The following is a 24,069-nucleotide window of genomic DNA, read 5'->3' as shown; positions in this document are numbered from 1 at the left end:
TTTAAGTATTGGTTATTAAAAATTAAAAACTGGTCGTTTTATTTTTTAGGTATAATTAAGGGTTGATTTCCTAATTTGGATCCTCCTTTCTTGCTGAATTGCTTAAGGTGACGATTCCATTATCAAGACGGAACGAGCAACCATTTAATTGACAGAAATTAGTTAAGAATTTTTCAAGAGGCTCTTTTCTGTTGAGGCTTCCTGTAAATGAATTGGATCGTAATTCCGCACTTTCACAGATAATAGACACTTCATATAAGTTTTCAATCACCTGGAGAAGCTGCGTATTTTTGGTTTGGCTGAATTCAACGGATTGACTGGTCCAGGCGACATTGGCATTAAAACTTGGAATAAGCTCACTCAGTTTTTTATCTACTCGTGCTAAACGGGATTTTTCCAAAACCTTAGCCGACATTTTGGTCATTGTATGCAACCTCAGATCAACTTTCACCTCTTCATTCCCATTCAGGTATACGAGATCTTGTGGTCGCGCATCAAACAGGCCGACCGATACCTTACCCTCCAAAAGTTTAATCAAAATATTTTCATCCGCTTGGGGATCGACACTAAACACTGTTCCCAGCGCCTTCGTTACATAGCCCCTATAATTAACCGTAAAAGGAGCCTTTGGATTTTTATGGACTTTATAAATCACCTTTCCCTGCACCTGCTTAATCTCACGGTTCCCTTCCTCATTGAGCACATAACTGATCTTCGCATGTGGATACAGAATAGCGATAGAGCTATCAGGAAGTTGCATATCGATGGTATAATGATGACTGTTTTCATACCAGGATAACATAGATTTGTTGACAGTCTCCTCTTGTATATTCGGGGAGAAGATATACAGCAGCGAAAATAGACATAACAAGACCGCCGCGCTAGATGCCCATATCCAGTATGTTATTTTTCGAGTTTTTCGCTCCACCGGAGGATCTATCGCATACACCTTTTGGAGAACTTGTTGATGAACCCTGGAAAGATCAGGAATTGGAATACGTGCGCGCGCACCTTCTTCTTCCGCCTCTAGAATTTCTGAGATCCATTGCTGAAGCAGAACAGGATCCACCTCATTCAGCTCATCAAAAAATGCTTCATATTCCTTTAAGTCGAGTGTATGATGAATATACTCCGCTAGCTTATTTCTAAAAAAATGTCCTTTCAAAACAGTTTATAATTAGTCGAATACATTGCTGTATTTAACTCTCTATACGTCTGTCAGAAAGAAACACACTATTGCCATTTCAATTATTTTTAAAATTTAAATAGTAAAGTGGCCAAAAAGCTGATTATAGCCTCATTTCGGTAGTTTTTTTGAATATATTCTTTTATATCTTTAAGTGCACTGACCAGTTGATTGCTAACAGTAGAAACCGAAATATCGAGTTCTTCAGCTATTTCTTTATAGCTTTTTTCATGAAATTTATTGAGGATCAAAATTTCCTTCCGCTTTGGACTCAACGAATCAATTGCCTTTGCTAAAATGTCCTGCGTATCTTTTAAATAAATATGTTCCTCTGTATGATAATACAATTCTACTGCCGACACCCACAGCTCCATTTGTAATGACTTATCACGCTGCACCTTGCGAAAAAAATCTATAGCCAAATTATCCGAAATATGATTGAGGAAAGAGGTGAAACCTTTAGTGGGATCGATCTTAGCGCGGTTCACCCACACTTTAGTAAATACATCCTGCAAGATTTCTTCTGCTACAACTGGATCTTTTACCAATTTGATCAGCCGCACATAGATCTTTGGAGAATATTGAAAATAAATAGCATTAAATGAAGTTAAATCCCCATCTTTCAATTTTTCGAGTGTTGCTAGTTCTTTTGGAGACATCACTATTGGTTTAACATTTAATTGGCATGAACGTTAAAGTCAAAGTAAAGATAAATTTTTCAAAATAAAAACATTAGGGGTATACATTATTAAAAAAGTATCTTCTTAATATAAAAGCGCAAAACAAAACGGTGAGATCTTATCCCTTATTCTTTATGAACTTCACTATACGCTCACTTGCTGTGTCACAGAAGTCAAGACCTGAATAATCCGGATTCAGCCCGCCAATAAATGGTACAGCCATAATAAATAGATTTTTAGTAGCACTTCCAAAAGCATCAAGTGCCTGAAAATGGTCATTAATACTCAGTCCCTTTACCTGCATATAAAAATTGTTAGTACTGCTTTTCACATGATAACCCTTTTCGTTAAAATACTTCTCCCCTTCAGACTTATTCTTAAAATTCAGGTATCCTGTACTGATCAGACCCTCGTTTTTGATCCCATCAAACGGCATGTCATTAAATTCCAATGGTTGTTGTCCTGTACCGTCAACATATAATTGATAATGCGTTTTCTTTTGTTTACCCTCAGTGTCCATGTAGCTATAAATGGCACCGAAATCATGATGAGGGTCTACCTGACTTGCTTTATCGACTTGAATATGGTCTATGACACCAGCTTCATATAAAGCAATAATTTCTCTGTAGGATTCCTGAGGCAAAGAAGCAATGATTACGCTGATGAGCGGCATTAAAACCCTCCGCAACCGAAGCATATCTTCTGCAGAGAAGTGTTTAGCAGGATAGTTCATGGCATAGCTGAAAGCAGCCAGTTTTTCCTTCCAGGATATCGACTGCCTTCTGTCAATGGATTTTTTTGCTTCGAGATATTCCGCTCTAAAAAGCGTAAAACTGTCAAGTTCATTTCGGATGCGCAGCATTTCTTCCACAAACTCCTCAATCGTCATTTCTTTTATCTTTTCATAAAAAGCAGGATCACTTTTCTGCAACGGACATTTAAAATTCCGCTCAAAAACGTAGTCAAGATCTACAAAACCGTCATTTTTCTCTTTGTATTCATAAATTTCATCCAGTGTCATGGACCAGGATACCGCATAAGGTTCCTCTTCCGAATGAAAACGCAGTGCAGGTAGATAACCACCTGTCGAAAATAAATGGATCGAAAAATTGGGCGATTCTTCATGCAGTACATAACTCACCTGATCATTCTCAACGATATAACGGCCGTTCAGACGAGATAATGTCTTTACGGCATCGACAGCAGTAAGAGAAGCACCCTTAATAGCTACCGGAAAATTAGTCATTTGATCAAATTTAGTAGGTGGATAGGGCGAATCGTACCACCCTTTTATCTTTCCTTCAAAAGTTTCGGGCCAATAATGCCCGGTACAGATAACAACCATTTCAGCCTCATATTCATCATCAGTGGCCGTAAATACGGAGTAAAATTCATTTGCCCTATCATATACCAGATCAATCACTTCGGTCTCGGTAAAAACCTCCACCTTTATTTTACGCTTGATGGCCAAGGCTATGTATTGGTGAAATTGATTTTCAAGATAATCCCCTAAAAGAAGCCTTGGTAAAACCTGATAGGGATTCGATTTACCATGCGCATAGTAATCCGGAAAATCAGTTCCAGCATAACGTGACAGATAAGTCGGGACGTCGTCAATTAATGCTGGAATTTCGTTGGCCGAAACATTGGCCAAGTGTTCCTTACGGGCCCCATATTTACCATAAGGCATTCCAACTCCCAAACGTTCATTTTTTTCGAAAATGGAGATATGTTCAACCGCAAGATTTTGGTTGACAATCTCCTTTAACATAAATAAAGCGGCTGGGCCCCCACCGATCAGCGCAATGGAACTTAATTTTTGATTGTCCATACAATTTAAGGCTATTGATTAATTTTACACGTCAACTTTCTACTGATTTTACTTTCCATCAAATATGCTATCGGCATACTGTGGATGGTCGATTTTTACATTGTGTCCTACAGGTCACTTTCATTTTCCCATGAGCTTAAATAATATTCTCCGAATGATCGATCCTGATGATCCAAGTATTATGCTCTCCGACAATTTTTCCATGAGGAAACCTTAAAAAAAGGTAGTCTCGCTCTCCTCCTCATTCATGTTGAATAAAGAGCATATGGTCCAAATTTCAGCTCGACTATTGTTTCGCTAAAATTTTAAAAATAGATCCTTTCCGGGAAATACCTCAATTCTTATAAACACCGCATCGCATATTCGCAAGGATAACAACGTATCGCTCGCAAAGTTCTGCTAACGGTAAAATCAAGTATTTGTGTAAAGCCAACAGGCATAAACCACCGATCGCAATAGTTTATACTTATTATAGCATCATTTTCTGCGTTCCGATAACTTCGTCCCTAATATTTCACCCCAGCGATCAGATCTGGCAGCTGTGATAGATTGCATCACCTCCGTATCCAGATCTATTCAGTTCATAACAATGAATTTATACAAAAAAAACATTTAAATTTACTAAAACCCCTAGCCTTGCGACTCTAATTTTGTACTGTAATTTAAAACTATTGAAAAATTAAATCGATATAAATCAAAACAGATATGAAGACAAATAATTCTTTGGTCGCCTATGCTTTACTGCGAGTAGCAATGGGTGTCAATATGCTGGGACACGGCTTAGCGCGTATTCCAAAACTTGATGCTTTTAGTGATAACATGGTGACCAATTTTCAAAAAAGCTGGCTTCCTTCCCTTTCGATCAAAATATTCGGACTGGCTTTGCCTTTCGCAGAATTCCTCATTGGATTACTGCTCATCATTGGCTTATTTACATATCGCACAAGTGTTGCTGGTGCTATCCTTATTATTTTATTACTATTTGGAAGCAGCACCATTGAAAATTGGGAAGCAATGGGTATACAAATGATTTATGCCTTGTTTTTTTACCAATTGATTACCCAAATAAATAATAACAGTTATGCCGCAGACCACTTATTTAAAAACAAAATTAGACAAAATGAAAGCAATAGGATTTAAAAAATCATTACCGATCAACGAAGCAGAAAGCTTCATTGAATTTGAAAAAGAAATAGTTCTACCAACAGGACATGATATTTTAGTAAAAATCGAGGCCATCTCCATCAACCCGGTCGATTATAAAATTAGACAGGGTGCCGCAAAAGACATCGTCTTGAACGAACCAAAAATCATTGGTTGGGATGCTGTAGGTACTGTGGAAGAAATTGGAGATAAAGCAACGCTTTTCAAAAAAGGAGATCATGTTTTCTACGCAGGAGACATTACAAAAGACGGTTCCAATCAGGAGTATCAATTGGTGGACGAGCGCATTGTTGGCTTTGCTCCCCAAAAGATAAGCGTTGCAGAAGCTGCTGCAATGCCTTTAACGGCGCTTACGGCCTACGAAATTTTGTTTGACCGTTTACGACTGGATCCTGACAAAGACAAAGGTAAGTCCATATTGATTATCGGCGGTGCAGGTGGCGTGGGTTCCGTGGCCATACAATTAGCTAAAAACATCTTAGGATTACAAGTTATTGCAACAGCATCGAGACCAGACACAATTGAATGGTGCAAAAAACTTGGAGCAGACTATGTTGTGAACCACAAAGATTTAGTGAACGAAGTAAGAAATACCGGTTTTGATTCGGTAGATATTATTGTAGATTTTGTAGATGTAAATCAATATTGGGATGCGATGGTGGCACTCATCAAACCACAGGGAAAAATAGGTTCAATCAGCGATCCTACAGAACCGGTAAACCTCCGTCAGCTAAAAGGCAAAAGTGTCAGCTTTCATTGGGAGCTCATGTTTACACGTTCCATGTTTCAAACAGAAGACCTGATAGAACAGCATCATATCCTCAACAAAATTGCCCAACTCTTAGATGCCCGGACTTTACAGTCAACCCTTAATACGACCATAGAAGGATTTACGGCAGATAACCTAAAAGAGGCGCACCGTCTATTGGAAAGTGGGAAAACAATCGGTAAAGTAGTACTAAAATTTTAACCCGAAATACAGATTACCCCAACTTTATCACAATAGCATCAATAAAATATTTACAAAACGAAATAAAATGTTTACAAAACTTTTCGAATCCTATATCCTGAAAGGGATAGCATTAAAAAACCGTTTCCTGATGGCTCCTATGACACGCTCAAGGGCATCACAACCCGGCGATATTCCCAATGCTTTAATGGCAACATACTATGCCCAAAGAGCATCTGCAGGACTTATCATCACAGAAGCTACCCAAGTTTCTTTACAAGGAAAGGGCTATGCAAAAACACCTGGAATTTATACCCAAGAACAAATTGAAGGTTGGAAATTAACAACAAAAGCCGTACATTATGCCGGTAGCAAGATCTTTTTACAACTGTGGCATGTTGGAAGAGTTTCATCTTCCAAAGTTAACGGATTACAACCTATTGCACCATCGGCATTAATAGCAAAAGATACGAATGTTTATATATTTGATGGTGCACCCAATGGAGATGCTACTTTTGTACCTGTCGAAGAACCAAGAGAAATGACGCAAGAAGATATTGAGGTGGTCATTCAAGAATTTGCACAAGGAGCAAAAAATGCAATAGAAGCTGGTTTCGACGGAGTAGAAATTCACGGAGCTAATGGTTATTTGATTGACCAGTTTTTACGGAGCAACTCCAATCAAAGAATCGATGCGTATGGAGGTACTCAAGAAAACAGGATTCGATTATTAATTCAAATTACCAAAGCTGTAATTATGGCTGTAGGCAAAGAAAGAACAGGCGTTCGTCTTTCTCCGTTCATTACGTTTAAGGATATGGACGATGCCGAAATACTTGATACGATTATGTTAGCCGCGACGGAATTAAATAAATTAGATATTGCCTACATCCATCTCTGTGAAGCAGATTGGGCAGATGCACCCTTAATTCCAGAAATATTCAGATTAGAGTTGAGAAAAAAATTCACAAATACCATCATCGCAACAGGAAATAAAACTCCTGAAGAGGGAGAAAAATTATTAGCAGACAATTTGGTTGACTTAATAGGTTTTGGAAGGAAATTTTTAACAAATCCGGATTATCCGCAACGTGTTAAATTGGAAGCTCCCTTAAATGATATATCAGACAATCATACTTTATTTGGAGGAGGCGATGCCCGAGGATACACAGATTATACTTTTATGAACTGATTCATACGAGCTGGATGGAAGGAGAAAAAAGATTATTGTGATTACAAAAGTGGAAGCATCCCTACTTCCACTTTTGTGGTTTTAGAAAGCTGTAATCAGGCCAAAAGTAACATTGCGCCCCGGATTATAGACACCCAATGAGAGGTCATGATGATCTAATCTGCCGGGTCTCAGACGGCTCAATGCATCGTAATATTTTTTATCAAGCAAATTATTTCCAGCAACATACGTTTGTATATTTAATCCCCTGATCTTAAATGTCGTTCCAAAAGAAGCATTTAACAAAGTATATCCTGACACACTGGTTTCAAATTCACGGTCTACGCGTCGTTGCGCAAAAAAGTTATCAATGCCGACTTTTAAATAACTGGCCGACAGTCCTTTTATTTCCGGGCTATATTTCAGGCTATTTTTGAACTGTCCTGCTGGAATAAAAGGTAAAGGTCTATCCAGGGTCTTATTTTTAGCATAAGTGTACGAGAAAATATTGTTAAAAGTAAGATAACGGAATAAGGTTATATTAAAATCTCCTTCAAATCCATGCAGCTGTGCATCAACCTGACCGTACCGGTAAATTGCCATCCCATCGGCTGTTTCATCACCAGGCCGTGATGAGATGTAGATATAATCTTTGATCAGGTTAGAATAAAGACTGATACTTCCATTAAATATACCCCGATCGTAGTCTACACTGATATCCGCCTGATAACTTTTTTCGGGCTTCAGAGCCGTATTACCGATTTCATACCGGAACGTTCCCTCATGGACACCATTTGAACTAAGTTCTGCCGGATTGGGAGATCGAAAAGCATTCCCTAAATTGGCTTTTAGATTAATATACGGACTCACTTGATACGTTAGACCCGTGGCAAAACTAACGTTCGAAAAATGATTTTTATACTTTTCAAACGTTTCGCCATCTTTGACATATCCATCACCATCATTGACACGATAATCATAGCGCACACCAGCATTAACAGTCGTGTTATCCCAGGTCTTTTTAAGATACCCAAAAGCCCCCGCTCCAAAACTCTGGTAATCGGGAAGCAAAAACTCAGCCCCTTTATTGGAATTTTTAGCATGTTCGGCACTGACCCCAAAAGCAGGTTGCCATCCCTGAAATTCATTGACAGTATACTTCGCATCAAAGGTTAATGTATGCAGATCCAAAAAGAGATTGGGAACAGGATTATCATGTTCTCGACGCTGGTTGTTCTGATAACCAAGATCAAATTTTAATGATCCCTGATCTAGAATAAGCTGATTGTTCCAGGAAAGCTTTGTATGTCGGATATCCTGCTTCGGAAACTCCAGGCTTCTATTTTTAAAATCTCGATCCGTAAAACGATTCCCTGCAGCATCGATATAATTACCCTGGCTATCAAAAGCAGGTTCATAAAATCCAATATTATTGCGAAAAAAAGATGCGTTTACATGGGAATAACCCCATGATTTATTAAGCCCAAACATGGCGCTGAAATTCGTTTCATTAAAACCTGAATTTGGAAAATAACCTGTAGGAGTCTTGAATGAATAAGCATTTTTATAAGTTCCTCTTCCTCTCCAGACAAATCCATTTTGATTACCTGTCAACATAGCAGAACTGGCACTTAATCCGCCATTGGTCGAATAATTGGATAATACCTCGCCTTTAACTTCCCCACTTTGCGGAACAAGGGGCTCCAAAAAATTGATCACTCCTCCTAGTGCATCGGATCCATACATCAAAGATGCTGCACCCCGCAATACTTCGACACGATCTGCACCATATTGATCGATCTCGATCCCGTGCTCATCGCCCCACTGATTGCCCTGCTGCTTGACCCCGTTGCTGATCGTCACAACCCGGTTGGATGATAGCCCCCGGATTACAGGTTTCGCGATAGATGATCCAGTCGTAATCGCCGCTACCCCAGGCACTAGCCTCGCCAAACCTTCTATTGCATTCGTCGCTGGCTCCAATAATTGCTGTTTGCCCACAACAGCGATTGAAGTGCTATTTTTTTTACTGCTTGAGCTGATCGCTGCACTCGTTACAATGACTTCATCGAGCGTTAAATTGCTCGGACTTAATGGAATTGAAAGTACATCATGACTATTCAAATCAATTTTAAAACTTCGCGTCTGGTAACCGACACCGCTAAATTCCACCAAATGTTGCCCCTTATATTTCGGGGGGATGATAAACCCACCGTTCTGATCCGAAACGAGCTCCAGCTTAAGGTCCGGTACTTTAATAGTAATCCCTGCTATCGGCGCCCCCTTTTTGTCATCCAAAATGCGCCCGGTATGCTTGCTGTCCGTCTGCCCGTAACTATTAAACGTAGCAATAACAGACAAAGCAAAAAATAAAAATTTCTTCATCCTATATATTCATTACTTCATCATTATTAGCAATGACAAAGCATTTTAAAATCGTAAAAAACCAGAAAATGAAATAGTGCTACCGCACCATAGTAATATAATTGATAAAGATTGGGGGACCGCGCGGGAAGGTCGAAACTAAAGACTGGGAAATTTCATAAAGATCGATTGGAAATTTCCATAAAACACCCCACAGTGTAAAAAATGGATTTAGGTTATGATAAACAGGCCCTTCGGAAAACTCAAAAAGATAATCAGAACTAAAGGTCCGAATTTCATTCTCACTATGGTGATCATTCCCCTTCTTTGTAATCGGATAAGGATGCTTATGCTGTATAACTTCACCCGATTTTAGAACATGGATATGTAGAAAAAATATACTACAGACAATCCAATAGAGATACAAAAAAACGATAAGATTCGTTTTTAAACTTCTAGATTGGATCTGTTTATGTATCAGCACAAGGCAAATATACTAAAAAGTGTAATAGCAACAAAGTTGCTATTACACTTTTTAGTATATTTCTTTTTACCTGTACAGCTTTTCACGCAACACTTGACTGCGATAAATTGCTTTGAATGGAATTTTGCAGAACCTCAATTGTTCCATTTCCAATTTTGAGTCTAATAAATAAGATTGGAAAAATTGTGATTTCAAGAGCAAGCCCCGCAGGTAATGCCGTCAGCAATCACACTTACTTTTTAATACTCAACCAATCGATCGCATCTTGCAGCTCCCGGAGTTCATAGCCCTTAGCTTCGCCCGGACTGATGTAACTAAAGGCATCCGTAAATTTTTCTACCGCTTTCTGATCAGTTACGATAGCCATCTTCTTCCAATCTGTAAAGTGCTTCACTCCTGCTATCAGATCCTGCACCCAGGCACCTGCAGTAAAGTTCTGCACATCGGTATCCAATACCAAAAGATAGTAGATCTCTTTATATTGATTGGCCAGGGATTCCAGTCCGGGCAATAAAACATCTTTTAAATCATCTTTAGTGACCTCTCCACTTGCACGAACGCCAAACACATGGTCAGGCAGATTTTGAATAACTGTAAGCATATTATGAACGTTATGTATACAAAAGGTACAAACAAGGCCCTATTTAGTTCATATCCACTCTTTGAAACGATACTTTATAAAATTAACACAGGTCATCACTGCAGTATTTTTTCGATTTATATGTTGCTTATGAGCTTTTTCATCCTTATTATAAAAACTATCAACACAATTTTCTTAACTGAGTAAAATGTTTATTTTTGTGCAAATTTTTTACATGAAAAAGCTATTTTACCTATTTTCCCTTATTATTCAATTCAGTTTTATCCAACAAATCTATGCGCAACAGTATTTTAGTGAAAATTATGGCCTGGTAACCCTCAGTACCCCGACCTATTTCAGCCAAACAATATCACCGATTGTCAAAGATGGTCAACAGTATTATCATGTAATAGAAAGGTACAAGAAAGATAACATCCTAAAATTGGAAGGAACGATACGTCACCAGAACTTGCCCTACGCATTTATCGGTACAATAAAAACCTATTACCCTTCAGGTCAATTGGAGTCGGTAAAGCGGTACGATCATAAATCAAGAATAATCGACAAGGCCTACCAGTATTACCCTTCAGGGCAACTGGAATCTATAAAGCAGTATGATCATAAATCAAGAATGATTGACACCGCCTACCAGTATTATCCTTCAGGAAGGACCCAAATGATTCGATATTTCCCACAAACAGAGACAGACTCGACAGTTAAGTATATTGCATACTTTGATTCATTAGGAAATAAAACACTGGATCAAGGAACAGGATTTATTGAATTTGGAACTCCAGATGAAAATTTTAAAAGCGGAAAGATGATCGAACACCTACAAGAAGGAGAATGGACAGGTAAAAGAAGACTTTTAGATAACAAGATCGGAACTTTTAAAGAACTTTACAGGAAAGGAGAATTTATTGAAGGCACTTTGACCAAAGAAAATGGCGAACTTTATCATTATGACAGTACCAATCGTGATGTTCAGCCTACTTATCCAGGTGGAGTAGAAAAATTCATGAAACTTGTTACCAAGAACTATTCCTATTCGAAAGAAGCACTGAAAAATAAAGTTGCGGGTATTGTCGAAATCTCTTTTGTGGTGGATAAAAATGGTGATCTGACAGATTTCAATATTATACAGGATTTAGGATACGGTACAGGCGAAGAGGCAATCAGAGTAATAAAAAAATCAAAAAGATGGACACCTGGGTTACAAGGAGGTGCACCCGTCCGAGTAGGTTTCTCCTTGCCGCTCAGACTCTCAGCAAGTAAATAGCCACGCTCTCAAAATCAATACGATATCATAAAAAGCGCCCTTAAAAAGGCGCTTTTATTTTATCAAACAAGGTTAATATAACAATCACAATACATGAGATTTAGGAGTGCAGGATAGAATAATATGCATTGTTGCTAAAACTCCATTCTTTCCCCATCATCATTAAATTTTTACTCTCGCAGTCATTTCGATTTTTTGTCTTTTCAATAAGAGGTTTTACTATAGGATAATCTTGATTGAAACAGGCTCTAGGTAGTGGAACCTATATGCCCTTAATATCACTCCTTAAATCAGACAAAAACTTGTCAGACTTAAGGAGTGATAAAGAAAAAATATAGAAGCTGTTATAATTTTTCTAATGTAAAATCATCACCGTAAACAGTTCCGGTACCAGCCTTATAAAAGTATAAGGTTGCCGTTGTTTGTGTCGCTCCCGTTGTAAAAGTAACGGAATTATTGCTGTATGAAGTGGTATTAAAGGCCGCATCGACAGCAGCGCCGCCATAACCTTTAACCCCAAGTAACACCTGTTGTCCAGCAGCGGCAACTTTACCATATCCAGAAAACCGATAAGTCGTATTAGGCTGCAGTCCCGTTAGATACTGTTCAACAGCATTTGCTCCCCCCGTCAATTGAATACATTTTAATCCGGTACGCATATTGGAACTAACAATCGCCGCATTGCCACCCCAAGAAGTCCAAGGCGAAAGTGTACCCGTTTCAAACCCACCATTGTAAAAGATAGGCAGATTATAAACACGTACATAATCCACTTGCATATTAAACGGCAAATCTGCATTCGTAATAGCACCAGGCCAACCCGCTCCACCAGCTTGATTTAAAATTAAATAAAAAGGAACATCAAATGGCCATTGTTGCCAGGTCGCTCCAGTGGCCTTCGTATACGTATACTGAAGGGTATTATTAACAAAAAATTTGAGCGCATTCGGGCTCCACTCGAGACCATAAATATTATAGTCTGCGGCATTATAGCTCGTAGAATGTGTCGCACTGGTACCTCCCCCAGAACCTGTTACGGTAGCATTATGCACCGATTGATGCACGACCATCTCATTATTGACATGCTCCATAATATCGATTTCACCGCATCCCGGCCATCCAGCATAAGCCGTTGCAGGTTCCGGCATCATCCATATCGCTGGCCACGAACCCCTTCCTTGAGTAAATTTTGCCCTGACCTCTACTTTACCAAAGGTCATACTGAATTTACTCTGTGATTTAACACCGCCACTATGATACGGAACTGGATCTGTTGGAATCACAGCATTGTCCATGCGCAGCACGAGATTATTACCATCTTGCGAAACATAGTCAGGTGTATGCGTCATATACTTGTTCCAGGCTACAGTACCGCGTTCGGCATAGCTCCATTTACTATCGTCAAAGCCACCTACCGTATTGAATTCATCCGACCAAATTAATTCATAATCGGATAAACTTTGTACGGAAGCGGTAATCGCAACCGCTTTTGTTTTTGACAGATTTAACAATTGATCAGTTGATTGGTTTACATGTTCTTTGCTGCAGGACACATGCATACTGCAAACAGCTAGCAAAGAACCAGCTGCCATAAAATTTAGGGTTTTTCTGTTCATAATGATTATTTAAAAATTTAAAAAGTGCTCACTATAAATTGTAACTAGAAAATCCTCTTTGATCACATTCTTTACGGTCTTATCTAATCTTATCCACGTTAGTTACAAGATTATTGGTTGTATTTATGTACTACATAATATTTCTAAGATACAATAAATTTTAGGATAACAACTAATTTTTCAATAAAAACTTGACAGTATGGCGAATGCATTCCCTTTGCACCTGAACTGAAAGACAGCAAAAAATTATAAGGATAGGTTTAAGCTATAATTTAAATCATTTCATTATTTCCGAGATGCTTAACGACATAATTGACATCAGATTTCTCTCAAATAAATAACATAACAGCAAACATTTTCTTGCCCTTTACACGTTAAAATAAGAAATAGTTGTGGGGAAGAATGAAGATACAGAAGAGTAAAAATTAATCAAATAGAGCTGTAATAAACGTGAAAAGATGCTTTCCGATTAAGGAAGCATCTTTTCTTTATAATGACTGCAAAGCTTTGATGTTTGTTTTCACCAAAGCTTTATCATTCTGAAAATAAGACTATCCGTTTAGCATTTTAACAGCTAGGATATGTTTACACAGTCCGCGTTTTCCTTGATGATTGGTAAACCAGTCGCAGGTACATTGCTGTTTGTCTCCAGCAATAATCACGGTATGTTTTACACCCGAACCTTCAACTCTGGCTTCGATGTAGTTTGGCGTATTTTTCACAAATTGAACACCATCAGTTGTCACTAATTTCTGCGCATTCTTCAATCTAGGATTTAGAGCCAGTATACGCTCTGTCTTAAAGGGCAATCTGCGGTAATAGTGCTGATGATCGTGCAGATCATACCCGAGTAAACCTATTGAAGAAAGGGAACCTGTCAAGGTATCCATGGATGCAAAATCCACATCGTGTTCTATCGCTAATAAAGTCGGATCAAAAAGTGCATTGGACTTGAGCAGGCTGTTCACCGCATGGACCCATTCTTGAGGCACCGCCTTGACCATATTTTCCAATACATTTCCTTCCCCTGAAAAACCGCGGTAGTTATCGGGCGATAATGCCAACGAAAGCCTGATCTTACCAAAATCGGCAACAAAGGCACAACTCTCGCCTCCGTCTTCCTGATAGACGATCAACTTTTCGGCATAAGGCAAGATTCCTTCCAATAAACGCAAGCGCTGTACACCGCCTACGCGTACTGATCCTGCTGTTGCAATAGGTGAAAACACAAACCTTGGCCCTCTCTGGCTCAGGAATAACTCACCTTTCACATTCCCTTTTGGAATGCCCTGAAACAGTTGGATAATCTGTATTTTGGACAAACTGTATTTTTCTTGCATACCTGCAAGATAAAGCTGTACAGAGGTCAATCCTTTGATCCATCGGGGTGGTAAAGTGACTTTCTTTTCCACTACTTTGGTTTTATCGGTACTGATGGAAACCTCTTTACTTCCGACACCTAGCACCATTTTCTCCGTTTTTTTAACGGCATTTAAGGCATTGAGCATAGGCTCATTAAAGTCTACATTGGTCGTACCACTGCTGATAAACTCGCCATCAATGGCATCTTCAAGCAGGTCAACCCGTGCATACACACCATTGCAGGAAGAGAATCCTTCAAAGCGGATCTGATCTGTACCGGCAGATACAATAGGATCCCGTAGGCTCGGGGGTACCGGTCCAAAACTGGATTGCACCACTTTGGCCAATGTCAATAAGCATTTTGAAGTTAACAGCGGATCGGTAATACTGCCCCAGAAAAAACACGGAACAGCACTTACTTCACTTAATTCGGACTGGTGGGCAAGCACCAATTGCTGCATACCTGATTGCTGTACAAGTGTTGAATTATTGCTGTAGCTGAACGCTAAATCTGTAATTGCCATGTCTTATTTGCTTAATTTTTTTAATATCGGTTGTAATGATTTAAAAACCATTAATTTCTCAAATACCTGCTTCATTTCAATGGAAATTTCCTGATTTTCCTTATGTACCAGATCATAATATAGTTCGATCAGTTTCTTGAAATTAGTCGGCATTTTTTCAGCTATAGTGTAATCCAGGAGCATCTGATTGATCACCTGGATCAAAGCATTATTATGTTTGGAAGAGATATCCCGACACTGCCCCAAAACCTCCTCTAATCTTCCTAATGGACCATAAGTATGACTCATCAGGATGCCCAGAAAATATCCCAGATCCTGAACCGGTAATCGATGCCTATCGATGGCCGTGAGGAGCACTTCTGTAGCCATGGCCCGAACTTCTTTTTCTTTGTTAAAACATGAAGTCGCTAAAAATAGCACCGACTGCCGATCAAAGTTAAAGAAATCATACATCATTTCCTGCAAATAGCCGATCGGTGTCTTTCCACCTTGATCACATTTAGCCGCTAACCCCAAGGTCAGAAACAAAGAAAGACTTTCGGTATTCTGAGGCATCACACTATGCATGTAAGAGATATCATCTTTATACAGATAATAACTATGCAAACTGTCCTTGCCCCGTTGATAAATATCCTTATGGTAGATAAAGGTGTGCGGTTCTTGTTTGAAGTTTGGAAAGTGGAAACTTAATTTTTCACCATCATACACCATTTCTGATTTTTTAGTCTGGTAATTATATCCCTGATAATAAGAAGGTGTAAACGTAAGCTCCGGTTGGAAAGGCGCTACGGCAAAGGGTATGTCTTTCAAATTTTCATCTTCAAATTCTGGAAAAACAGCCTCTGGATAATGCGTCCGGGCAACAGTAGCCCAAACACCCAGCCAGCCCACATGCGCATTATCGGATGAAGATAAAAGCTTTTTGACCCATGATTTTTTTTCAATTTTCAGTTCGTCATCAAATCCTAACGCATAGGTCAGAACTGCTTTGACCTGACTGTCGTTTACCTGATCCATCAGCGGTACAACACCATCCAGATCTTCCCGAACGGTGCGGCTCAAAGCGATAGACAAATCCAATAAATCTAGGGCTACGCCTTTATCTTGATAATCTAAAATACGCTGTACTACTGTTTGAGGAGCAATCCAAAAAGGTTCATGCGTCGGTAAACTCAATAAAGGCAATTGAATTTCTTTTGCGATATGACGCTGTAGCTGTGTTAACTGCTCTCCGATCATACTCGCCCATTTGGAATAGTTTGAGTATCGATCCGTATTCTGATAGATCTTATTCGGCTGGAAGTACATATTTAAAAATACCCCCGAAAAGTGATGAAACCATTGCGATTCCCGGTAAACTTTCTTAAGCTGATTGATATAGGGCTCCAGTTGTTCCTTATAATCCGCCGGAAAATTCGCTCTTTGCAAGACCCAGGCATTCATCAATATTTCCATCTGAACGGCATCTGCACTACCGATGACCTCTCCTATCTTAAACAAAATATCATTCCAACTCGCAGGATAAGTAATAGGTTGCTGGAGTTTTTTTTCGTTCACTGGATCAAAAACATATTCCTCTCCGGTACTGATCAATAATTCACTTAAGATTTCCTGTTCAGTATAGCTGGATGCCACCATTAAATTTTTTAAATCTGCAGGAATACTTCCCAGCATTTGCGCACTGTAAAGCGTAAGTTTTTCTGTAAGTGCTTCTATCGGATCTTTCTGATGTTTTAATATAAATTTCGCTGCTCGATCCTGCAATTGCAGATCCTGGACCATAAAGATATCGGCCGCCTGAAGAATAAATTGTTCTTTTACTTCGGGACGGTTTTTAAGCAATTTATCAAATTGTACCAGCAGCGTTTTAAGTGCCGATTTAATATCATTGCGCATAAAAAGACCCTCAGACCAGGTTAGAAATTCTTCCAATCTAAAGTCAGCATGTGCAAAATAAGGTTTTAAAGTATCGACGACGAAATTGATTACCGCACTATTTTCAGCGTGTAGCAACGGAAAAAATAACTCCTGGTGCTCCAGCAGCATTTTCTCATCCACGCCTATACGATCGATCAATTTTCTAAAATAACTCTTCAGGTTAATGTTCCAATTTTTGGTTTGAACCTCCAAAGCACTTGTTAAAATAAACGCTTTATCAATTTTATTATCGGCCAACAATTGATCAAATATCTTATCCCAGGTCAGTTCATTGACCTGATTTTCATACCTATAATTAGAGTAAACCGTATGGATCGGTGTTTCATAATCAAAAACAAGTGGAATATCGCGCTGTATGGTCAATTCATCCGTTGTAAAGAAGCTCAGTAAAGCAGCTGATGGATTATGGAGTCTTGACATCGAATTTGCGTAAACCTCCGGTTCAAATTCCAGAAACCCCTTACTTTCCGCGTACCTTAAAGTGTCATAATCAACAGATTGCCACGTATTTTTACGCACGTATTGCAGCAAATATGGTGTCAGCCAATTGGGTTTGGCATACGTTAGAATCTGGTCAACTTCCGGGCTTCTCACTTGATTGATTAATTCGATAAATACATCCCAGCTAGCAGCATCCGAACCACTAAAGGTCGCTAAAGCCAATAATTTGACCATTCGTTGCTGCCCCTTTGTCCCGCGTATACCCCAATCATACTGTGCCTTAGACTTAAACACAGGATCTTTGGAGAGATCCACATAATCAACCCAATAGCGTTTGGCAGCACGAATCTCCTTTTTAATAACCTCTAGATTCCCACTTGCATATTCTTCCAGATAAGGAATAATATCAGATACACTGCCTTTACTGATGAGCTCTTTAATACGCTGCACCGCCTCTTCTTTACGTTGCGCAGAGGCGTTAGATTTCCGCACAGTTCCCTCTTTTGTAACTTGTGGTGCTACTTCTACTGTGCCGTCTTCCGAATATCCTTTCTTGGTTTTTTCATTAATAAGCTTCTCCGCATCCTTGAGACACGCTTCTTCACTATCAAATGTTTTATCTTTAGATTGCCCAGCAGTACCATTTCTACCATAAGTCACTGTATGTGTTGCACCGTTTGTTTGTATTTCCCAGAATTTATCAGATGTACCGTCAATGAATTTTAGATGCTTAAACATAATTGCCTTTACGAATTGTTAAACCTTTATTGTCAAAACTAAATATATAAAATTTTGACAGATTAAACATCAAATATAAATTTTAAAGAAAAGAAAACTTACGTTTGAAGCTATTTAAATCATCATTAATGTGATTATAATAGCTTTTCACGATAGGCTTTTGAATACACAACAGGACAAGTAACAGCATTTATTTCACAAAAAAGTTTATTAAAAACCCTCGGCAAGAAGCTCTTCTTTAATGCTTAGTAAAACATCCCTATACTTAATTTCTTTTCTACAAAATCAAGGATTACATTGCGTAAAATTTAAAAATTTCATAGGCACTGATCGCGACCGGAACATCAATTTATCCTATTATGGACAACACCATAGAAGCATACGAAATAAAAAACTTCTTAAAAGAATTCAATAATTGATCGATAAGATATTAAGGTTAAATGAATTTGTTATGTTTTGCAAAAAAATAAAACTAAATTCGTTCGTTATCATCAATTATTACCGGACTATGAACGACAATACTGTCATATTGCAAAAATTATCAGAGGATAATGAAACTTCTCTACAAAAGCTTTATGATCAATATGCACAAATGGTTTACCAATTTGCCTTTCAGATTCTTAAAGATGAAGCACATGCCACAGAAATTCTGCAAGATACATTTCTACAGTTATGGCAAAGTAGATCAAAATTAGATCATAACAGCAATATTAAAACATTCATCTATGTCATCTGTAGGAATAAATGTTTCAATAGACTAAAAGAAATCAAGAGACATCAGCGCTTATTTGAGCCTTTATTACCTCACTCCCTGTACGAAGATTTTATCCATGATGATCCTTTATCAGAAACTGAAGTCAAGGAAGTCCTGGAATTAATAATCTGTAAACTTCCTCCTAGACAACAGCAAATTTTTAGACTGAGCCGATTTGATGGACTCTCGCACAATGAAATCGCTCAACAATTAGAAATTTCCAGTAATACAGTAAAAAATCATCTAGTGGCTGCTCTCAAATTTGTTAAAACAGAATTTAAGAATAACCATTTACTATCATCTTTGCACTTTCCATTATTGTTTTATTTTTTTTTCAAGTAGACTAGTCCTTCACCCTGTTGAAAGTTGTTCTTACATTAAAGACCAACACGATGATAACCAATTCTGAGCTTGAATATTTAGTTAAAAATTACATTGAAAATAACCTTACGCCTACAGAAGAAGGTATTTTAATCAAATTATTGACAGATTCCCCAACTGAGGAAACGCTTGAGCAATTTGATTTTTTTTATAATAAGTTTCATAAAACGATCCAGCTAGAAGAAGAAAAAAAAGATGCTGTCTGGCAAGAAATACATTCCCATTTAGGTGTACAAAAAAACTTCCAGTGGAGAAAATTATTGCCATATGCGGCTATTTTGATTGGATTATTATTGATTACCGGTATCATATTTAAGTATAATGATCATACAAAAATCGCTGCTGATAGGCACGGCCATCTTGTAACAGAACAGATCTTACTTCGAAAAAACAAAGGTACAATCTTAATATTAGATAGCCTTACTGGTAAATTTAAACCAATCGACCATTCCGTGTTCGATCGTTATGGTATTGCCAAAGATTCAAGTGATATCCTAACATTTAAAAACACCAATCAGCGTATTGCGTACCAAAACACGCTTTTAACAATAAGTACACATCCTGGCCAGGTGCAAAAAATAATTTTGCCCGATGGTACTAAAGTCTGGATCAATAGCAATTCTCAACTATGCTTTCCTATACATTTCGACTCTAAAATAAGACAGGTTAGCCTAACCGGAGAGGCTTATTTTGAAGTCGCACATGTTCCAGCACAGCCGTTTCGAGTACAAGGATCACACTATAATACAGAAGTATTGGGTACTCATTTCAATGTACAAAGTTATCCCGCTGGTTTAGAAAAGATAACACTGTTAGAAGGCAGGGTAAAAGTATCTAATCATAAAGGATCGGTTTACCTGTCCCCTGGTCAACAAGCATTAGGAACAGCAGACCAGCCCACAAAAATTAATGTAGACACCCTGGATGTACTTGCCTGGAAAAAGGGATACCTCACTTTTGACAATGTCAATCTGGAACAGCTCACAGCGCAGATTAAAGAATGGTACAATGTAAAATTCATTATTATCAGAACAAAAAATCAAGATCGATTTTCTGGAACATACAAAAGAACAAATAGTTTAAGCGATTTATTAAAAAATATTGAGGCTGTATCAGATCTAAAATTTGATATAAAAGAAGGAGGATTATATGTAGAAAACAAACCTTAATAAAAAAAACGGAAGTGCTACAACACTCCCGTCAATAGATAAAAAGACCAATAAGACAAAAAATATTAATCAATAAACCTAAATCAAATGTATAAAACTTCTTATTCATTTCGGCATTCTGCGCTCAAGAATGTCGTCAAAATTATGATATATATGAAACTGATCATTTTGTTACTTATTATAGCATCGGTTCAAGTCAGTGCCAATAGTTACGGACAAAATGTGACTTTAGATGCAAAAAAAGAAACTTTTAAATCTATTCTCTCCAAGCTGAGAAAGCAAAGCGGAAAGGATTTCTTCTATAATTCCAGTCAAGTCAATGAACATCAACTGTTAACTTTATACATCAATAATAAGCCTTGGACTCAGGCATTGGAGATGCTGTTGGCCAAACAAACATTAACCTATAGTATTCGAGGTAATAATGTATTGATACAGCGAAAAGATGCTGACAAGGAAAATCAGACAAGAACGCTATCCCTACAAAAACAAACACTAAAGGGGATTGTAACCAACAGTGCAAAAGCCCCTATGGCTGGCGTTACTGTCCAACTGATCGGTACCACACTCGATATAGCGACTAACGACCGCGGCGAGTTTCAGTTTGATCAGGCGCCTCTTTCGGGAGAACTCCGTATTAATTTCATCGGGTATCAAGAACAACGAATTTCTTATCAGGGATCATCCCCCCTACAAATTACAATGATTGAAGAGGTAAAAACCATTGATGAAGTTGTTGTAATAGGTTATGGTGTTCAAAAGAAATCGGATCTTACAGGAGCTATCTCCGCTGTACAAGCTAAAGATTTCACACAAGGTGCTAACACGAATGCCCTGCAGCTTCTGAACGGTAAAGCTCCTGGCGTCACCATTAGTCAAACGAATTCCGCTCCAGGAGCCGGCACAAAAATTCAAGTTCGTGGAGCAGGATCGATCAATAGCAGCAATGATGCACTCATTGTTGTAGATGGATTACCAGGTATTGACCCCAGTAGTTTAAGCCCCGATGATATCGAATCAATTGATATCCTAAAAGACGCCTCCTCTGCTGCAATATACGGAACTCGAGCAGCAAGCGGTGTTGTACTGATTACCACAAAAAAAGGTAAATCAGGTGTACCCATCACTAAATATGATAGTTACGTTGGAATTCAAAATGTTGCTAAAAAAGTAGATGTACTCAATGGAAAACAATATATGGAAGTATTGAATGCCTTACGAACCGAAGGAGGAAAAGCATCAATTTTTACGGATGAACAGATCAATAACATAGGTGAAGGAACCAATTGGCAAAATGAAATATTTCAAAAAAATGCACTTGTTCAAAACCATCAGCTTAGCTTTTCTGGAGGTGCCGAACGAAGTACATTTTACACGGCATTAAACTATTTTAATCAAGACGGATTGGTCAAAAATTCAGGTTATAATAAATTAAATTTTAGAACTAATCTTGAATTTAAACCCAAAGATTATGTCAAATTCAATATCAATGCCAATTACACAAGAGGCAATCAAGAAGCCATCTACACCTCCACAGGAGTCAATGAAGCTGCTGGCCCTTTAAATTCGGCTATTCAATTTGATCCAACACTGCCTATAGGAAAAGATCAGAACAACCGATACTATCTTAATAACTTCATCGCTTTAGATAATCCACTTGCTCTAATTAATGGCATTGAGAATAAGAACTTGAGTAATACTTTCTATGGCTTAGTGAGTGCTGAAATTAAACCTTTTACAGGCTTTACAACAACACTCCGACTCGGTGGAAGTACAGCCAACAGCATGAACTCCAGTTACACCGACAGATCGACCATCAATGGACTTGGCAGCGGAGGCATAGGTTCTAAAAATGCGGTTAGTGGTTACCAATGGCTTGGTGAATTCTTGATGAATTACCAAAAGAAAGTTGGTCTACACGAGTTTAACCTTCTTGCAGGAACAACTTTCGAAGAGTTTCAAAGTGAAGGAGTGGGTGCTAGTTCAATGCGATTTTTATCGGATGTCACCTCATACAACCTGCTACAAAGTGGGGATGGTGACAAAAGCGATAATGTCAATTCATCCAAAAGCAGAAATAGATTAAATGGTGTATTGGGACGATTGAATTATAGCTTCAATAATCGCTATTTAATCACCGCTTCATTACGCTCGGATGGAACATCACGTTTCTCTGAAGAAAACAAGTTTGCTCTATTTCCTTCCGGTGCATTTGCCTGGAAACTTAGTGATGAAGAATTTCTAAACAATTGGAAAGAGAAAGGCAATGATCTCAAACTTCGGGTCGGCTATGGAAAACTCGGTAATCAAGGAATTGCCAATTATGCCACCATCAATACGCTGACAGCAAATGGCAGTGCAGTATTTGGTGGCATCATATACCAAGGTGTCGTACCTGCAAGATTGCCCAATAAAAACTTAAAATGGGAATCGACAGAAGAGATCAATCTCGGACTTGATTTTGGATTCTTTAGCGGAAGGATCACCGGTTCCATTGATGCCTATAAAAGAAACACAAAAGACCAGCTGTTCAGTAAACCGATCTCCTCTGTAGTAGGGTTTAGTAGCTATATGGTCAATTTTGGAAATGTCGAAAACCGTGGTATCGATTTTCAGTTAAACAGTAAGAATATCGTACGCGAGCAATGGCAATGGAACAGTCTCTTTAATTTTGCTTTACTAAAAAATGAAGTAAAAGAACTGCCCGATTTCATCCCACAGCTAATCACAGGCAATATTGCTGGCTTTATCTCTAATTACCAACTTGTTGAAAAAGGAATTCCGATGTTATCTTTCTATGGTTTCAAAACAGACGGTATTTTTCAAAATGAAGAAGAAGTCAAGAATGGTGCACAGCCCAATGCAAAGCCGGGTCACATCCGTTTTAAAGATCAAAACCAAGATGGTAAAATTGATTTAAACGATCGGACTGTTTTAGGCAAGCCTTACCCCACGGTCAACCTGAGTCTATCCAATAATTTCCGTTACAAAAATCTGTCTATGGATTTTCTACTTCAATATGTTGGCGGTATCAGCATGCTCGATGCCAATATTACGGAGACCTTATACCCAACAAATGAATACCGCAATCGACTGGCCGAATACTATTTAAACCGATGGACACCCGATAACCCTACGAATGAATATCCAAGTGGAGTAAACCCAACAGCCTATGGTGGCGATTATATCATCAACTCGATGACCGTTAGAGATGCTTCTTTCTTAAGGTTAAAAAACCTCAACTTCAATTACGAAGTTTTCAGCAAAGGAAAAGCTATCAATCGTCTGAATATCTTTTTGGCAATGGAAAATTTAGCCACCTGGACAAGCTACAAAGGTTATGACCCGGACGCTAGTGCTACAGATAAAAGTTCGGTCTCCAAGGTCAGCTACAACAGCTATCCCCTAGCCCGCACCATACGATTAGGAATCAATCTTACACTTTAAAAAAAGCTACA

At 38.4% G+C, this 24,069-nt stretch carries 15 protein-coding genes; 7 read left to right on the top strand and 8 right to left on the bottom strand.

Features of this window, described 5'->3' with window-relative positions; all coding sequences use genetic code 11:
• Window positions 1-70: 70 nt before the first annotated feature.
• The 3 genes from JAZ75_RS15360 to JAZ75_RS15350 all read right to left on the bottom strand — a co-directional run bounded on the left by JAZ75_RS15360 (window position 71) and on the right by JAZ75_RS15350 (window position 3,697).
• Window positions 71-1,165 carry a FecR family protein gene (locus JAZ75_RS15360; protein ID WP_208696492.1) on the bottom strand — a complete coding sequence of 365 codons (1,095 nt, stop codon included), beginning with the start codon at window positions 1,163-1,165 and terminating at the stop codon, window positions 71-73.
• Between the two features lie 89 nt (window positions 1,166-1,254).
• Window positions 1,255-1,845, bottom strand: coding sequence for an RNA polymerase sigma factor (locus JAZ75_RS15355; RefSeq protein WP_208696490.1), 591 nt, complete (start codon window positions 1,843-1,845; stop codon window positions 1,255-1,257).
• 139 nt (window positions 1,846-1,984) lie between these two features.
• Window positions 1,985-3,697, bottom strand: a complete 1,713-nt coding sequence (locus JAZ75_RS15350) for an FAD/NAD(P)-binding protein (protein WP_208696488.1) — start codon at window positions 3,695-3,697, stop codon at window positions 1,985-1,987.
• Between the two features lie 705 nt (window positions 3,698-4,402).
• Between JAZ75_RS15350 and JAZ75_RS15345 the strand changes: the two genes are divergently transcribed.
• The 3 genes from JAZ75_RS15345 (at window position 4,403) to JAZ75_RS15335 (ending at window position 7,002) form a co-directional block, all read left to right on the top strand.
• Window positions 4,403-4,837, top strand: a complete 435-nt coding sequence (locus tag JAZ75_RS15345) for a DoxX family membrane protein (protein WP_021192228.1) — start codon at window positions 4,403-4,405, stop codon at window positions 4,835-4,837.
• On the top strand, window positions 4,818-5,831 hold the full coding sequence (locus tag JAZ75_RS15340) for a zinc-binding alcohol dehydrogenase family protein (protein ID WP_208696486.1): 1,014 nt from the start codon (window positions 4,818-4,820) through the stop codon (window positions 5,829-5,831). The genes JAZ75_RS15345 and JAZ75_RS15340 overlap by 20 nt, the downstream gene beginning before the upstream one ends.
• Window positions 5,832-5,898: 67 nt before the next feature.
• On the top strand, window positions 5,899-7,002 hold the full coding sequence (locus JAZ75_RS15335; protein WP_208696485.1) for an alkene reductase: 1,104 nt from the start codon (window positions 5,899-5,901) through the stop codon (window positions 7,000-7,002).
• 81 nt (window positions 7,003-7,083) lie between these two features.
• Here the strand turns inward: JAZ75_RS15335 and JAZ75_RS15330 are convergent, their stop codons facing one another.
• Complete coding sequence (locus JAZ75_RS15330) at window positions 7,084-9,366, bottom strand: TonB-dependent receptor (RefSeq protein ID WP_208696483.1); 2,283 nt, start codon at window positions 9,364-9,366, stop codon at window positions 7,084-7,086.
• A 695-nt stretch (window positions 9,367-10,061) separates the two neighbouring features.
• The gene (locus JAZ75_RS15325) at window positions 10,062-10,430 is read right to left on the bottom strand and encodes an STAS/SEC14 domain-containing protein (protein WP_183914545.1); all 369 of its coding nucleotides are present in this window, start codon (window positions 10,428-10,430) and stop codon (window positions 10,062-10,064) included.
• A 214-nt stretch (window positions 10,431-10,644) separates the two neighbouring features.
• Here JAZ75_RS15325 and JAZ75_RS15320 point away from each other — a divergent pair, with 214 nt between their 5' ends.
• Window positions 10,645-11,688, top strand: coding sequence for an energy transducer TonB (locus JAZ75_RS15320; RefSeq protein WP_183914547.1), 1,044 nt, complete (start codon window positions 10,645-10,647; stop codon window positions 11,686-11,688).
• A gap of 344 nt (window positions 11,689-12,032) precedes the next feature.
• Here JAZ75_RS15320 and JAZ75_RS15315 read toward each other — a convergent pair whose 3' ends face one another.
• The 3 genes from JAZ75_RS15315 to JAZ75_RS15305 all read right to left on the bottom strand — a co-directional run bounded on the left by JAZ75_RS15315 (window position 12,033) and on the right by JAZ75_RS15305 (window position 18,307).
• Window positions 12,033-13,304, bottom strand: coding sequence for a family 16 glycosylhydrolase (locus JAZ75_RS15315; protein WP_183914549.1), 1,272 nt, complete (start codon window positions 13,302-13,304; stop codon window positions 12,033-12,035).
• A 551-nt stretch (window positions 13,305-13,855) separates the two neighbouring features.
• Window positions 13,856-15,190, bottom strand: coding sequence for an SWIM zinc finger family protein (locus JAZ75_RS15310; protein ID WP_206368168.1), 1,335 nt, complete (start codon window positions 15,188-15,190; stop codon window positions 13,856-13,858).
• A gap of 3 nt (window positions 15,191-15,193) precedes the next feature.
• On the bottom strand, window positions 15,194-18,307 hold the full coding sequence (locus JAZ75_RS15305) for a DUF6493 family protein (RefSeq protein WP_208696481.1): 3,114 nt from the start codon (window positions 18,305-18,307) through the stop codon (window positions 15,194-15,196).
• 451 nt (window positions 18,308-18,758) lie between these two features.
• On the opposite strand from JAZ75_RS15305, the gene JAZ75_RS15300 reads away from it, so the two are divergent.
• From JAZ75_RS15300 to JAZ75_RS15290, 3 genes are all read left to right on the top strand, one after another.
• Window positions 18,759-19,403, top strand: coding sequence for an RNA polymerase sigma factor (locus JAZ75_RS15300; protein ID WP_208696479.1), 645 nt, complete (start codon window positions 18,759-18,761; stop codon window positions 19,401-19,403).
• A gap of 50 nt (window positions 19,404-19,453) precedes the next feature.
• Window positions 19,454-20,611, top strand: coding sequence for a FecR family protein (locus tag JAZ75_RS15295; RefSeq protein ID WP_208696478.1), 1,158 nt, complete (start codon window positions 19,454-19,456; stop codon window positions 20,609-20,611).
• A 153-nt stretch (window positions 20,612-20,764) separates the two neighbouring features.
• Window positions 20,765-24,058 (top strand): TonB-dependent receptor, encoded by a 3,294-nt coding sequence (locus JAZ75_RS15290; protein ID WP_208696476.1) that lies wholly within the window; start codon window positions 20,765-20,767, stop codon window positions 24,056-24,058.
• The last annotated feature ends 11 nt before the right edge of the window (window positions 24,059-24,069 follow it).

The organism is Sphingobacterium sp. UDSM-2020 (genome assembly GCF_016132525.1).
In the GTDB taxonomy this organism is placed as follows: Bacteria; Bacteroidota; Bacteroidia; order Sphingobacteriales; family Sphingobacteriaceae; genus Sphingobacterium; species Sphingobacterium anhuiense.
This window is presented reverse-complemented; position numbering and strand designations above follow the sequence as displayed.

What these genes read in the sequence shown, in the direction of transcription:
- JAZ75_RS15355 (WP_208696490.1), bottom strand. Translation starts at nt 1,845, where the DNA reads ATGTCTCCAAAAGAACTAGCAACACTCGAAAAATTGAAAGATGGGGAT.
- JAZ75_RS15325 (WP_183914545.1), bottom strand. Translation starts at nt 10,430, where the DNA reads ATGCTTACAGTTATTCAAAATCTGCCTGACCATGTGTTTGGCGTTCGT.
- JAZ75_RS15335 (WP_208696485.1), top strand. Translation starts at nt 5,899, where the DNA reads ATGTTTACAAAACTTTTCGAATCCTATATCCTGAAAGGGATAGCATTA.
- JAZ75_RS15345 (WP_021192228.1), top strand. Translation starts at nt 4,403, where the DNA reads ATGAAGACAAATAATTCTTTGGTCGCCTATGCTTTACTGCGAGTAGCA.
- JAZ75_RS15295 (WP_208696478.1), top strand. Translation starts at nt 19,454, where the DNA reads ATGATAACCAATTCTGAGCTTGAATATTTAGTTAAAAATTACATTGAA.
- JAZ75_RS15320 (WP_183914547.1), top strand. Translation starts at nt 10,645, where the DNA reads ATGAAAAAGCTATTTTACCTATTTTCCCTTATTATTCAATTCAGTTTT.
- JAZ75_RS15305 (WP_208696481.1), bottom strand. Translation starts at nt 18,307, where the DNA reads ATGTTTAAGCATCTAAAATTCATTGACGGTACATCTGATAAATTCTGG.
- JAZ75_RS15350 (WP_208696488.1), bottom strand. Translation starts at nt 3,697, where the DNA reads ATGGACAATCAAAAATTAAGTTCCATTGCGCTGATCGGTGGGGGCCCA.
- JAZ75_RS15300 (WP_208696479.1), top strand. Translation starts at nt 18,759, where the DNA reads ATGTTTTGCAAAAAAATAAAACTAAATTCGTTCGTTATCATCAATTAT.
- JAZ75_RS15340 (WP_208696486.1), top strand. Translation starts at nt 4,818, where the DNA reads ATGAAAGCAATAGGATTTAAAAAATCATTACCGATCAACGAAGCAGAA.
- JAZ75_RS15310 (WP_206368168.1), bottom strand. Translation starts at nt 15,190, where the DNA reads ATGGCAATTACAGATTTAGCGTTCAGCTACAGCAATAATTCAACACTT.
- JAZ75_RS15290 (WP_208696476.1), top strand. Translation starts at nt 20,765, where the DNA reads ATGAAACTGATCATTTTGTTACTTATTATAGCATCGGTTCAAGTCAGT.
- JAZ75_RS15330 (WP_208696483.1), bottom strand. Translation starts at nt 9,366, where the DNA reads ATGAAGAAATTTTTATTTTTTGCTTTGTCTGTTATTGCTACGTTTAAT.
- JAZ75_RS15315 (WP_183914549.1), bottom strand. Translation starts at nt 13,304, where the DNA reads ATGAACAGAAAAACCCTAAATTTTATGGCAGCTGGTTCTTTGCTAGCT.